Here is a 13884-nt window from a genome sequence, read left to right on the forward strand (position 1 = left end):
GTCACCAGGCCGAGGCGGTGTAGACGACCGCGCGGGCCGATTCGTCGCCCCAGGCCAGTTCTCGCAGCAGGGCCGCGGTGCCTTCCTCGGGGTCGATGAGCCGCACTCCCCGCCGGGCGTACTCGCGGCCGAGTTCCGGGCTCACCATGCCGGTGTGTGCGCCGGTGGGCGCCCACGGCCCCCAGTGCACGGTCAGCGCGCGGTGGCCGGTACGGGCGGACCAGTCGGCGCCGAGGTCCTCCAGGGCGTCGTTGGCGGCCGCGTAGTCGGCCTGGCCCCGGTTACCGAGGACGGCGGAGACACTGCCGAACAGCACGGCGAAGCGCGGGCCGGTGGGGAGCTCCTCCAGGGCGGCCAGCAGGGTGGTGGCGCCGGTGGTCTTGGTGCCGTACACCCGCTGGAAGGATTCGGCGGTCTTCTCGGCGATGAGCCGGTCCTCGATCACTCCGGCGGCGAACACGACCCCGTCCAGCCGTCCGTGCTCGGTGTGCACCTCCTTGACCGCCTGGAGTGCGGCGTCCCGGTCGCGGAAGTCCACCGAGCGGTACCGGGCCTCGCTGCCGAGCGCGGTGAGTTCCGCGAGCGTCGCGGTGATCTCCCGCCCCGCCAGGATCAGTTCGGCGGCGCGGTTGATCTCCGCGGGCCTGAGCGAGACGTCGGCGCGGGTGGCGAGCACCGCGCGCAGCGCGGCCGGGGTGCGGGCGGCGGCGGTCCGCGGGTCCTCGGGGCCGGCGGGGGCGGGGGTCCTGCCGATGAGTTCGATGCGGCAGCGGCAGGCCGCCGCGAGCGTGGCCGCGAACCTGGCGGTGATCCCGCGGGCGCCGCCCACCAGCAGCACCACGGAGTCGTGGTCGAGGCCGAGCGCGGCGGCCTCGGCCGCGCCGTCGCCGGCCGGACCGGCGCCGGTGGTGCCGAGCAGGCCGAGGGGCGCCTCGACAAGTTCCGTGCCGTGCCGTCCGGCGGCTGTGCGCAGGACGACGGGGTCCTGCCCGGGCGACGGTGCGAGCAGTTCGGTGAGCAGGGCGTCGGCGACGCAGGACGGTGCAGTGTCGTCGAGGCCGACGACCCGTGCGACGGTCTCCGGGTACTCGCGGGCGATGGTGCGGAACAGGCCGTACAGCCCGGCCGCGGGAAGGGCGTCGCCGCCGGAGGTGGAGCGGGCGGCCAGCAGCCGGCCCGGGCCCAGTGCCAGGGCGGCCCGGAGCACGGGGAAGGCGTCCGGCAGAACGGGCACGTCGGCGCCGGGCAGCGCGCCGAGATACAGCACGCCGTCCAGCGGGCCGTCGGCCTCGGTGAGCAGGTGCTCCCGGCCGGCGGTCAGCACGTGGGCGCCGTACCCGGCGAGCCGCGCCTCGATCTGCCCGGCCGCGCCCGCGCCGTCGCCGAGGACGGCGAACCGCCTTCCGGCGAGCGCGGCGGCGGGGTCCGGTGGTCCGGCGGGCAGGGGCAGCGGCACCGGGCGCAGTTCGAAGCGCTTCGGGGCCTCGCCGGTGATCTCCGGGGTGATGTCCGAGGCGATCTCCGCGGGCTCGTGCGGGGACTCCTCCGGGACTTTGACCGTCAGGTCCATGACAGCATCAGTCGCGGCCGCAGTCGCAGTCACAGCCGCAGCCGCAGACACCGGCTCTCCGGCAGTCGCCCCGTCGGTAGGGGCGGTCAGCCGCGCCGCCAGCCAGTCGGTGACCGACGCGGCCGTCCGCGCCCTGGCCAGCTCCTCCAACTCGGCGTCACCAAGGGAGGCTTGCAGCTCGGAGCCGCTGGCGATGCCCAGTCGCTTGGCGAGTTCACCCGCGATCTCGGCCCGTTTGATCGAGTCGATGCTCAGGTCCGCCTCCAGGTCGAGGTCGGGCTCGATCATGTCGACGGGGTAGCCGGTGCGTTCGCTGATGATCTCCAGGACGACGCGCTGGACGTCGACGTCCTCGGGGGCGCCGGTGTCCGCTTCGGCCGGGGCGGGCGCGGACGGCTGGGCCGGCACGGTCCCGGCCGGCGAGAGTCCGGCGGGCGCGGCCTGCGGCCGGGGCGGCGCGGCGGGGGCCGCCGGGGCCGGGACCGACGTGCCCGGTGCCGCGCCGAAGTAGCTCAGCAGCACATCTCGCTGGGCGGCGATCATCTCCCGGCTGGTGCGCAGGAACTCGGAGATCAACGCGTCGTGATCGGCCGGGGCGCCGTGCGGGGGGTTCGTCGTCACAGTCGTCTCCACGACTCGTCGGGCCGGTGCGAGCGCACCGGGGAGGAGGTCTCCGGCGGCGGTGCGGACCAGGTGTCCGTCGACGGTCCATCCGGGCCGCCTGGGCGCCGGAGTGCGGACCGCGTCGACGGCGTCGCGTCCCCTCAGGAGCCAGGCGGTGCGCACCGGCCGCCCCGCGACGGCCAGTTGGGCCAGCGCGTCGAGCCAGCCCCGCAGGCCGCTTCCGTCGCGCGGCTCACAGGCGACGGTGCGGTGCGGACGGTCGCCGAGGATCTGCCGGACCAGCCGGGTGAGGACCGTGCCGGGTCCCGCCTCCACGAAGATCCGTGCCCCGGCCTCGTACATCGCCTCGATCTGCCGGACGAAGGCCACGGGTGCGCCGATCTGCGCGGCGAGCCCGGCGCGCACCGCGTCGGGGTCCGGGTCGTAGGGGGCGGCAGTGCGGTTGGACCACACGGGGAACTCGGGCGGCCGCACGGTCTTGTCCTTCAGGACCTTGGCGAACCGCTCACCCGCGCCGGCCACCAGGGGGCTGTGGAAGGCACAGGCCACGGGGACGCTCTTGGCGGTGAGTCCGGCGGAGCGCAGCAGCCGTACCGCGGTGGCGACATCCTGTGTCGGCCCTGAGATCACCGTCTGCTCGGGCGAGTTGCGGTTGGCGGCGACGACCGTGGCGGGTGCGCCGGCCGCGCGCAGGGCCCGTTCGACGTCCTCGGCGCCGGCGGCGACGGCGGCCATGGTGCCGGGGTCGTCGCCGGCGGCGGCCAGGATCGCCGCCGCGCGCTCGGTGCTGAGCTCCAGGAGTGTCTCGGGGTCGAGGGCACCGGCCGCGCACAGTGCGGCCAGTTCGCCGTAGCTGTGTCCGGCCGCCATGTCGGGGCGCACTCCGGCCGCGGTGAGCAGGGCGTGTGCGGCCAGGCCGGTGATGCCGAGCGCGGGCTGGGCGGCCCGGGTGTCGGTGAGCGCGGCCCGCTGCCGTGCGCGGCCGGCCTCGTCGAAGGCGGCCGGCGGATACATCCGCTCGGCGAGCTCGGGTGCCGCCTCCAGGAACCGCTGCAGCTCCGGGAAGGCGAGAAACACCTCGGCGAGCATCCCGGGGCGCTGGCTGCCCTGACCGGGGAAGAGGAAGGCGACCTTGCCCTCGGCGGAGCCTGCCGTCTCCTGCGCCAGGTGGATGCCCGCGGTCGGGTCGTGCTCCCCGGCCAGCGCCCGGCGCAACTGCCCGATCAGGTCGTCGACGTCACTCGCCACGACCGCCGCACGTACCGGCTCCGGGGAGGCGTCCGCGCGCCTCGCCGCGCTCAGTGCCAGGTCCCGCAGCCGCCACGGGCGGCCCTCGGTCTCGGCCGCCGTCAGCAGGTCCCCGATGGCCCGGTGGGCCGCCGCGAGGTCCCGGCCCCGGAACAGGAACAGTTCGGCGGGCCAGGTGTCCAGCGCCTGCTCGGGCGGTACGGCGTCACCGTGGGCCCCGATCACCACATGGAAATTGGTGCCGCCGAAGCCGAACGCGCTGACCCCGGCGAGGCGTTCGGCTGCGGGAGCCGCCCACGGCCGGGCCCGGGTGTGGAAGGCGAAGGGGCTCTCTCCCTGACGCCACGCCTGGTTGGGGCGCTCCAGGTGCAGGGTGGGCGGCTTGACGCCGGTGTGGACGGCCAGTGTCGTCTTGATCAGACCCGCGAGGCCGGCGGCGCACTTGGTGTGCCCGATCTGCGATTTGACCGACCCGAGCGAGCAGCCGCCCGCTCCGGCACCCGCGGCGGCGAACACCTCTCCGAGGACGGTGAGTTCGGTGCGGTCGCCGACCACGGTGCCGGTGCCGTGCGCCTCGACGAGACCGACGTCGGCGGGCGAGACGCGGGCGTTGCGGTACGCCCTTTCCAGTGCGGCCCGCTGCCCCTCCGGGCGGGGTGCGGTCAGACCGAGGGAGCGGCCGTCGCTGGACGAGCCGAGCCCCTTGATGACGCCGTAGATCCGGTCGCCGTCGCGTTCGGCGTCGGCCAGCCGCTTGAGGACGACGCAGGCGACGCCCTCGCCCAGCGCGATGCCGTCGGCGGAGCTGTCGAAGGCACGGGAGCGGCCCGTCGGGGAGAGCGCGTGCACCGAGGAGAACAGGACGTAGTCGTTGATGCCGTTGTGCAGGTCGGCGCCTCCGCACAGCACGACGTCGCTGGTGCCGGCGACGAGTTCCTTGCAGGCGACGTCGACCGCGGCGAGCGACGAGGCGCAGGCGGCGTCGACGGTGTAGTTGGCCCCGCCGAGATCGAGGCGGTTGGCGATCCGCCCGGAGATGACGTTGGCGAGCATGCCCGGGAAGGAGTCCTCGGTGAGCCGGGGCAACTGGGCGTCCAGCCCGTCGGGCACCCCGCCGTAGTACGACGGCAGTACGGCGCGCAGGGTGGCGGCGTTGGACAGGTCGCTGCCGGCCTCGGCGCCGAAGACGACGGAGGTGCGGGAGCGGTCGAAGTCCCGTCCCGAGTCGCCGTATCCGGCGTCCTCCAGGGCACGCCGGGCCGCCTCCAGGGACAGCAGCTGGACCGGCTCGATGCCGCCGAGGGAGGCGGGTGGGATGCCGTAGCGCAGCGGGTCGAAGGGGATGCGGGGCAGGAACCCGCCCCACTTGGAGGTGGTGGCGCCGCCGTCGTGGTGGACGGCTGGGTCCCAGCGATCGGGCGGGACCTCGGTGACCGCGTCGTGTCCGGCGACGACGTTCGCCCAGAAGGCGGGCAGGTCGGGGGCGTCGGGGAACATGCAGGCCATGCCGATGACAGCGATGTCGAGGGGGGCGGGCGCCGCCGGCCTTGGTGCCGGGTCCGCGCCGAGCCGTTCGGTGAGCTCCCGGGTGCGGCCGGCGAGGAAACCGGCCGCTTCCGCGGTGACCGAGTGGTGCAGGGCGTCGATCGTGGTGGTCGCCGAGCGCAGGACGGCCACGTCGCCGGCCATGAACATGCCGTCGCTGAGCTGGCGTTGCTCGTCGACCGGGGTGAGTTCCCCGCCGTCGGGCCGGTCCAGGCCCTTGCTGGCGATGCGCAGCCGCCCGACGTTGAGCCGTTCCAGTTCCTCCCAGATCCGCCGGTCCGGGACGCCCCGGGCGCGCAACTCGGCTTCCCGGTCGCGGTAGTCGTGGGTGAAGGGGCTGGGGACGCAGCGCGTGGCGTGTCCGGGGGCGGTCTCCAGCAGGGCGGTCGTGGTGGCCGTCACGACCTGCCGCTGGAAGAGGGGCTGGATCGCGCCGTGTTCGACCGCCTCCGCGGTGAACAGGTAGGCGGTGCCCATGAGCACGCCGACCGCCGCACCCCGGGCGGTGAGTGGTGCGGCGAGCGCGGCGACCATGGCCGCCGAGCGCGCGTCGTGCACGCCGCCCGCGAAGAACACCTCGATCCGCCGGGCGGTCTCCACGTCCGCGCCGTCCAGGAAGTCCTCCAGTACGGCGAGTTGGGCTTCCCACAGCGGGAAACTCGCCCGGGGTCCGACGTGGCCGCCGCACTCCGCGCCCTCGAACACGAACCGGCGGGCCCCGGCGTCCAGGAACTGCCGGAGCAGGCCCGGCGAGGGCACGTGCAGGAAGGTCTTGATCCCGGCCCGCTCCAGCGCCTCGGCCTGGGAGGGCCGGCCACCCGCGATGACCGCGTGGCTGGGGCGCACTTCCCGTACGGCTTCCAACTGGGCGTTCCTGACCTCTTCGGGCGCGAACCCGAGTACTCCCACACCCCACGGCCGCCCTTCCAGTGCGGTCCGGGCCTGCGCCAGCATCGTCCGGGCCTGCTCGCCGCTCGCGAGGGCCAGCGCCAGGAACGGCAGCGCACCGGCGTCGGCCACGGCCGCGGCGAATCCGGCCTGGTCACTGACCCGGGTCATGGGTCCCTGCGCGACGGGCAGCCGCGTGCCGAGGGCACGGCTCATGGGCGAGCCGGGAAGGAGGGCTCGGTCGGGTGTGGGGGCGGTCGCCCCGGACTGCCGGTCAACCGGGGTGCCGGGGGCGGGAGTCGTGTGCCCGGCATCCGCCAGCGCTTCCCGGACGGCCGCCCGCATTCCCCGGACCACGCCTTTGACGTCGCGCCACCGTTCGGCGAAGCGGGCCGCGAGGAAGCCGTCCTGGCCGACCGGCAGCAACCGGTGACGCGGATCGTCGGCGCCGAGCAGGGCCGCGACCGCCGCCGGATCCCCGGACGGCAGGGGCGGTGCGTCCGGGCCCCGGCGGCGAAGCACCCGGTACCCGTCCACCACGACGGTCTCCGAGCCGTCCAGGGAACGCAGCGCCGCGGCCGTCGCCTCGGGCAGCCCGGACTCGGCCAGCAGGGCCAGTTGGCTGTCGAGCACCACTCCGGCGGCCCCGCCGGCCACGGCGGCCGCCGCCGTACGGGGCCCGATGCCGCCGCATGCCCACACCGGCACGTCCAGGTCCGGCTCTGCCAGCAGTTGTTGCAGCAAGACGAAGGTGCTGAGGCTGCCGACCCGGCCGCCGCTCTCCCCGCCCCGGGCGATCAGCCCGTGCGCCCCGGCGCGCACCGCGTCGCGGGCCCCGGCCAGGTCCGTCACCTCGACCAGAACGCGGTGGCGGGCGGCGACCTCGTCGACGCGCCAGGGTGCGCCCGGGGCCAGCACCACGGAGTCGGGGCCGCCCGCGTTCTTCTCCTCCGGGCCCGAGGTGGCGTGTCCCGTCAGGTCCCGGGGCCGCATACGGCAGTGCGCGGCCACTCGCACCCCGTACGGGCCGGGGGCCGTCCGTCTCAGGCGTGCCAGCGCCTCACGTGCTCCCCGGTCCCCGGCTCCGAGGTCCAGGACGCCGAGTCCGCCGGCTCCGGAGGCCGCCGCGGCGAGCCTGGCATCGGGTTCTCCGAAAGGGGTGACACAGATGATCAGGTCCAGGGCGCGCACGGCAGACGTCATGATGCTCCGAAGAATTCGGTGGACCAGCACGGTGGGGGGCTAGTGCGACGTGGAACTCCTGTGCGAGGCCCCCGGAAACTAGCGAGCGCCTTACTCGCGGGTCAATATCGGTGCGGGCTTTCCCGATGCCGTCGAACCGATCCGGCCAGCCGTCTGAACTCACCGCAAGAGCCGAAAATCCGAGCAATTCCCTGCGGCCGGACGGTGGCGCGGGTCCCGCCCCGGCACGCGCCACACCACCGCAAGCCCGTCAAAGCGCCCGGGTGATTCACCCGGCACTCATCTCTCCGCAACGCGGCGGGCCGCCGGGCCGCGCTGTGTTAAATCCCCATGTCCGCCACCCCGTGGCTCGATCGGGGCGCCGCCCCCGGGAAACCACTCGATGACGTATTCCCTGAGCGTAAACACCTATCGGGGAAAGTTGTCGTAAATCCTTGAAGTAACGGCCGGTAACGTCCCTCCCGGGCGGCGCGGCTCGCGCCGGCCGAATGCCGTCATGGCGGTCGTCGAGGCCAGGGTGGGTGAGTGCGCGCGACACGGCGTCGGCGCGGGCCGGCCGTGGGGCACATCGGCCCTACGGGCCGCGGGGAGAGCCGCCCGAGCGCCGTGATCGGCCTCGACGGTCCCGCCGACGGACTCGGCCGCCGGGGGCTGCGCCGGCGACGGCGCCGGGGACGTCGCCTCGTCGGCACCCGGGCGGGCGGAGCCGCCGCCGGAGGCACCCCATGTCGCACGGGGAAGGGGGATGCCGCTGTCGTCGCACCAGTTCTTGGCCAGGAGCAAGGTGACGACCAGCGCGAGGGCGGTGAGGCCGACGCCGACCAGCAGGGCTTTGCGGCGCCTGCCCCGGGATCCGGTGCGATGACGTCCACCGGCCGCCGGGTGGGCGGCCTGGGACACCGGTGACCGCTCCTCGGCCGGGCCGCGCACCTCGCGCGAGTCGAGGTAGCGGCGGGCACCCCAGCCGAGCACGGCCTCGGCGAGCAGTGCGTCCAGGCCGCCCTCGAAGTGGCTGAGTTGCTCGGCGGCGTGCCGGCAGTAGCGGCACCGCACCAGATGCCGCTGCACATCGGGCAGCAGCACGCCGCCCCGGCGGACGGGGATCTCGAGCAGACGATTGTAGAAGCGGCATTCCTTGGTGGGCGCGAGTTCCCGGTGGGCCCGTACGCAGGCCACCCGGAATTGTGCGCGGGCCCGCACCAGAGCGGCGGACGCGGTGGCGGTGTCCACCCCGAGCAGACTGGCTGGTATGTTTATCGGTTCTGCCTCGACCTCGGTGTGCCAGAGAAGGCATTGAGAGGCTCCGGGAAGCGCCCGGAATGCACGCTCGGCGAGTTGGCGCCTTTCGGGCGTGCCGGGCATCGCCGCGCGTAGACCGCGGCCACCGGTGGGCTTGCGCAGTTCCGGCAGGACTATGGGAATAACGTCGTCGGCCGCCCAGTTCCGCACCGTCTCCCGTACGGCCGCCAGGAGCTGCGGACGCAACGCGCCGCCGACCGTTCCACCCGCCAGCCGGCCCAGCACCCGGCTGAAGGCGGAGGTGGCCACCAGCTGGGCGGAACTCGACATGGACGCCAGGCAGATGACCGCGTAGTCGCAGGTCGCGCGCCAGTGCCGGGCCAGCAGCAGGGCGACCGCACGATGACTGTCACCACCCGGGCCGCGCAGCTGGGCGACCAGGTCGCGGTCGGAATCCCCCGGAGTGGAGCCCGGACGCGGCGGGTACGGCGGGGGTGGGGGGTGAGGGGGTTGCACTGGACCTTTTCCTTCCGGGCCGCAGGACGGCACGGGCAATGCGCGCCCTGCGGAAATCAGTGCCTGATCGGTGCGTACCTGGGGGGTCGGCCTTCCTCCACGGGACCGGCCGCACCCCTCCCGCGGGTGGCTCACCTTCGCACACGCGCCTCACAGGAAACAAGAAGTTCGAGTGACCCAGGTTCAGGGTGCGGGAATTTCCGAGAAGTTACCACCGGTATCCACACCCGCTTTCGAGATCCGAGGTTGCAGAAGCGTCAACGAGTGCCCCTCGAATGCGCGGTGACACCCCGTTCCCACGGGTTTCTCCCGCACCCCGTCCGGGGAGATGCCGCCCGCCGTCGACAAGCCGGGCCGTCGAGTCCCGCCGCAGCGGGCCCCTGTGACCGGACGTCACGAGTGCGTAGTGGCATACCACTTCAACGATGCCTATGAACGGGAGCAGGCCCCTCGCGGCCTGGGGTGACACCACCGACCCGGCCGAGCGGTGGGGGCGGCCGGGTGTGTGCCGGCTGTGAGAGCGCGGCCGTCCGTGCCGGGCGGGGCGGCGGGGGCGTGACCGACGCCGAGCGGGTCGCCATGGCTGAGTTGGTGGATGTCCGCCGGGCGACCCGGGCGCCGCACCGCGTCCAGGGCCGCCCGGGTCGGCCGGCCGACGTCGTGCGCGTCACCGGCCAGAGGGAGAAACCGTCACCCGAGAACGCCCCGAGCTCCTAGGCGGTGATCGGGCGTCACGTCCTCGGCCCGGCCGTCTTCGGCGCCCTGCGGCGCACCCCGCCCGGCCGGCCGCGCCACGGCACCAGCGAGAAGGCGGACCACCCGTGCACGGTGGTCCGCCTGGCGTGCGACCGGCCGGAGCGTTCCCGGAGTCCGCCGTCGAGTCGCTGGGTCCGCGGTCGAGCCGCGGATCAGCCTCCCGGCCTCAGGGTCCAGATCACGGTCATCTCCCCCGTGACGGCGCCGTCCTCCCGCTGGATGGCGACGGTCACCGGGAACTCCGGGCGCTTGCCCTCGTCGAGCTCGGCGACCACGTCCGCGGCGGGGCGGCCGAGGGTCGCGGTGGCCTTGACCGGGCCCAGGGCGATCTTCTTGAACGCGATCTGGGCGGTGACCGGGAGCGGCACGGCGCGCGCGAGCTGGTCGCCGAAGGCGGCGAGCACGACGGCACCACTGGCGGACTCGCCGAGGGTGAACATCGCTCCGGCGTGCGGCCCGCCGACGTGGTTGCGGTACTCGCTCTGGTCCGGCAGGGACAGCACGGCCCGTTCCGGGGTGGTCTCGAGGTACTCGAGATTCAGGGTCCGCACCATCGGCACCGTTGCGGCCAGCAGCTCGCCGATCGACATCTGGTCTGCGCTCATGACCGCATGTTACTCATGAGTAGCCGATCCTGGCCAGAGCCCGTGCGGCACCCCATTAGGGTTACGTGCCATGTGGCCAGGACAGCAGCCGCCCGGGGGCGAGCAGAACCCGCAGAACAACCCGTACCAGCAACCGGGTTACCAGCAGCCGAATCCCTACCAGCAGCCCGGCTACCAGCAGCCCAGCCCTTACGGGCAGCAACCGCATTGGGGACCGCCCGCGCCCGTGGGTGCTTCGCCTCCGCCGCAGGGCGGAGGCGGGGACGGGGGCGACAACCGGACGAAGGTCGTCGCCATCGTCGCCGCCACGGCCGTGGTGGTGGCCGCCGGTGTGACCGGATTCCTGGTGCTGGGCGGCAAGGGCGACAAGACCGACGACGGCGCGGCGAAGGACGATGCGAGCCGGTCGGCGTCGGCGTCCCCGGACCCGGGCGGCTCCCCGTCCGGGGCGGACGCCGATCCGCGTGGCGCGGAGACGCAGAAGCCGACGATCGCGGGCTGGAAGGTCGTCGTGAATCCCAAGCGGGGCGTCGCCTTCGACGTGCCGCCGGACTGGGAGGTCCAGCCTTCCGGCTCGGGCATAGGCATGGAGGACCACAAGACGGGCAAGCCGATCGCCTTCATGACGGGCACGGCCCTGTACAAGTCCAAGTGGTGCACGTCCGACGACGACAAGGACGGCCGCACGGACGACACGGAGCTGGGCGCGGCCGGCACCAAGGGCGCCAGCGGCGCGAAGAACACCGACGTCGCCGCGATCAACGCGGTGGGCTGGTGGGTCTACGGCGGTTACACCCAGCCCGACGAGAAGAGCCTCACCCTCGACAAGAAGGCCACGAAGTTCACGACGGATTCGGGTATCAAGGGCAGTTACGCCTGGGCCCGGTCCCACAACAGCCCGCAGAAGGGCAAGTCCAAGTGCGCCAGCGACGGCAAGGCCGTCAGCTTCGGCTTCAAGAACTCCGCCGGGGACTTCGTCTCGTGGGTCCTCTACGGGGCCACCGGCGTCAGCGGAGAGATCCCGGACAAGACCATCATGAAGATCATGAGTACGGTGCGCCTGTCCGGTGACCCCACAGGGTGATGTGACCGGGTGGTCGACGGCACGTCAGCCGATGCCGAACGTCCCGTCGGGGGGCTCGGGCGAGGGCACGGCGTCCTCCTCCCGCACCGGCCGGGCGTCGCCTGTGAAGTCCCTCAGCGCCTGGCCGTGTTCGACCCGGGCCGGGAAGGCGTCGGAGGCGGCGCGACGGGCCAGGGCGGCCGTGTCCAGGGGGTGGTGCGCCGCGACCAGGACGGCGTTGCCGAACCGGCGGCCGCGCAGCACACCCGGCTCGGCCGTCAGCGCCAGCTCCTCGAAGACGGCACCGAAGGTGGCGAGCTGTGAGCGGAGGAAGGCGAACGGCGCGGCGTCCGCGAGGTTGGCGAGATAGACCCCGTCGGCGCGCAGCACACGGGCCGCCTCACGGGCGTAGGCGAGCGAGGTGAGGTGCGCGGGCACCCGGGAGCCGCCGAAGACGTCCGCGATCAGCACGTCCGCCGAGCCGGCCGGAGCGGACTCGAGCCAGGCGCGGGCGTCCGCGGCGTGCAGCGCGATACCGGAGCCGTCCGGGAGCGGCAGGTGCTCGGCGACGAGCTCCAGCAGCCCCCGGTCGGCCTCCACGACGTCCTGGCGGGACCCGGGCCGGGCCGCCGCGAGGTACCGGGGCAGGGTGAACGCGCCGCCGCCGAGGTGCAGCACGTCCAGCGGCCGCCCAGGCTCGGCGACCGTCTCCAGGACGTACCCGAGGCGCCGCGCGTACTCGAACTCCAGATGCGTCGGCGCGTCCAGGTCCACGTACGACTGCGGCGCCCCGTCGACCGTGAGCAGCCACGCCCGCTCCCGGTCGACGTCCGGCATCAGCTTGGCGGTGCCGTGGTCGGTGACCCGGGAGACGGGTATCGGCTCGACGGATATCGGCTCGTTCACCTTCCCATTGTGCCTGGGGCCTGTCCGGCGGATCATGCCGCAGACGCGGGGCTTGGCACGCCCTCCCCCGCTCTCGGCTTCGCTCGAGCGGGCGGTGCCCCCACCGGCGTTGTCGTCGGTTGCCGACTCCCCCACGCTCGAACGAGCTCGCGCGGGGGCACCCCCATCGCGTCGACGCCCTCCTCCGCCTTGCAGCCGGACGCTCCCCCACGCTCGAATGAGCTCGCGCGGGGGCACCCCCATTCGCCCCGCTCACCAGCGCCGATGAGGCACCGCCCGTACCCTGCGACCTGATCCGCCGGACAGGCCCTAGTGCACGGCGGTCACCGTGCCCGCCCCGACCGTCCTGCCGCCCTCGCGGATCGCGAAGCCCAGCCCCGGCTCCAGCGGCACCTCACGGCCCAGCTCCACGGTCATGTGCACCGTGTCCCCGGGCCGCGCCACCGCCGCCTCACCGAGGTCCACGTCGCCCACCACGTCCGCCGTGCGGATGTAGAACTGCGGCCGGTACCCCGAGGCGAGCGGCGTCGCACGCCCGCCCTCCCGCGTGGAGAGCACGTACACCCGCGCCGAGAACCGACTGCTGGGCACCACGCTCCCGGGCGCGGCCACGACGTGCCCCCGCCGGACGGCGTCCCGCGGCACCCCGCGCAGCAGCAGCGCCACGTTGTCACCGGCCTGGGCCTCGTCCATCGGCTTGCCGAAGGTCTCCAGCCCGGTGACGACCGTCTCGACGGAGGCGCCGAGCACCTCGACCCGGTCACCGACCCGCACCGTGCCCCGCTCGACCGCGCCCGTGACGACGGTCCCCCGCCCGGTGATGGTGAGCACGTTCTCCACCGGCAGCAGGAACGGCGCGTCCAGGTACCGCTCCGGCATGGGCACGTACGTGTCCACCGCGTCGAGCAGCGCCTCGATGGACGCCGTCCAGCGCGGGTCGCCCTCCAGGGCCCTGAGGCCGGAGACCCGTACCACGGGGGCGGCGTCGCCACCGTAGCCGTGCGCGGTGAGCAGGTCGCGGACCTCCAGCTCGACCAGGTCGGCGAGCACGGTGTCCTCGCCGTCGTCGACGGCGTCGGCCTTGTTGAGGGCGACGACGATGTGGTCCACGCCCACCTGCCGGGCGAGCAGCACGTGTTCCGCGGTCTGCGGCATGATCCCGTCGAGCGCGGAGACGACGAGGATGGCCCCGTCGAGCTGGGCGGCACCGGTGACCATGTTCTTGACGTAGTCGGCATGGCCCGGCATGTCCACGTGCGCGTAGTGCCGGGTGTCGGTCTCGTACTCGACGTGCGCGATGTTGATGGTGATACCGCGCTCGGCCTCCTCCGGGGCCCGGTCGATGCGGTCGAAGGGCACGAACGTGCCGTTGCCGCGCTCGGCGAGGACCTTGGTGATGGCGGCGGTCAGGGTCGTCTTGCCGTGGTCGACATGACCCATCGTGCCGATGTTCAGGTGCGGTTTGGTGCGTACGTACGCCGTCTTGGGCATGACTGAGTACCTCGAAGCCTCTGCGTAGAAGAGTTCCAGGAGAGATGGGGACCCCGAGGACTCGCCGACCCTCCCCCTGCGGGGTCCGCCGGACTTTCCGGAGAGGGTCAGCTTCGGGCGCCGTCGACGGCGGCCAGGAGGATCGGGACGGCAGCCTTCGGGGCATCCGCGACCGCGGATGCTGCGAGGAGGAAGGCGTACCGGAACATGACGCAGATCATGGCTGACGC

At 73.7% G+C, this 13884-nt stretch carries 6 protein-coding genes; 1 reads left to right on the forward strand and 5 read right to left on the reverse strand.

Translation table 11 applies throughout. The annotated features are described in order from the left end of the window. Position 1: 1 nt before the first annotated feature. From ACFY0F_RS34785 to ACFY0F_RS34795, 3 genes are all read right to left on the reverse strand, one after another. Positions 2-7078 (reverse strand): SDR family NAD(P)-dependent oxidoreductase, encoded by a 7077-nt coding sequence (locus tag ACFY0F_RS34785; protein WP_388803589.1) that lies wholly within the window; start codon positions 7076-7078, stop codon positions 2-4. Positions 7079-7486: 408 nt separating this feature from the next. Beyond that, the gene (locus ACFY0F_RS34790; RefSeq protein ID WP_388803592.1) at positions 7487-8833 is read right to left on the reverse strand and encodes a hypothetical protein; all 1347 of its coding nucleotides are present in this window, start codon (positions 8831-8833) and stop codon (positions 7487-7489) included. Between the two features lie 908 nt (positions 8834-9741). Further along, complete coding sequence (locus ACFY0F_RS34795; protein WP_388803769.1) at positions 9742-10179, reverse strand: DUF4442 domain-containing protein; 438 nt, start codon at positions 10177-10179, stop codon at positions 9742-9744. Positions 10180-10264: 85 nt separating this feature from the next. Here ACFY0F_RS34795 and ACFY0F_RS34800 point away from each other — a divergent pair, with 85 nt between their 5' ends. Beyond that, a complete protein-coding gene (locus ACFY0F_RS34800; RefSeq protein WP_388803595.1) occupies positions 10265-11278 on the forward strand; it encodes a hypothetical protein in 1014 nt (337 codons plus the stop codon). A 24-nt stretch (positions 11279-11302) separates the two neighbouring features. On the opposite strand, the gene ACFY0F_RS34805 is transcribed toward ACFY0F_RS34800, so the two are convergent. Beyond that, complete coding sequence (locus ACFY0F_RS34805) at positions 11303-12094, reverse strand: spermidine synthase (RefSeq protein ID WP_388803772.1); 792 nt, start codon at positions 12092-12094, stop codon at positions 11303-11305. Positions 12095-12472: 378 nt separating this feature from the next. Continuing rightward, complete coding sequence (gene tuf, locus ACFY0F_RS34810; RefSeq protein WP_388803598.1) at positions 12473-13654, reverse strand: elongation factor Tu; 1182 nt, start codon at positions 13652-13654, stop codon at positions 12473-12475. Between the last annotated feature and the right edge of the window lie 230 nt (positions 13655-13884).

This window comes from Streptomyces sp. NPDC001544, assembly GCF_042894285.1.
GTDB lineage: Bacteria > Actinomycetota > Actinomycetes > Streptomycetales > Streptomycetaceae > Streptomyces.

Bases quoted from the DNA above. Each gene is read 5' to 3' on its own strand.
- tuf (WP_388803598.1), bottom strand. From the start codon at position 13,654: ATGCCCAAGACGGCGTACGTACGCACCAAACCGCACCTGAACATCGGC.
- ACFY0F_RS34800 (WP_388803595.1), top strand. From the start codon at position 10,265: ATGTGGCCAGGACAGCAGCCGCCCGGGGGCGAGCAGAACCCGCAGAAC.
- ACFY0F_RS34805 (WP_388803772.1), bottom strand. From the start codon at position 12,094: ATGCCGGACGTCGACCGGGAGCGGGCGTGGCTGCTCACGGTCGACGGG.
- ACFY0F_RS34795 (WP_388803769.1), bottom strand. From the start codon at position 10,179: ATGTCGATCGGCGAGCTGCTGGCCGCAACGGTGCCGATGGTGCGGACC.
- ACFY0F_RS34785 (WP_388803589.1), bottom strand. From the start codon at position 7,078: ATGACGTCTGCCGTGCGCGCCCTGGACCTGATCATCTGTGTCACCCCT.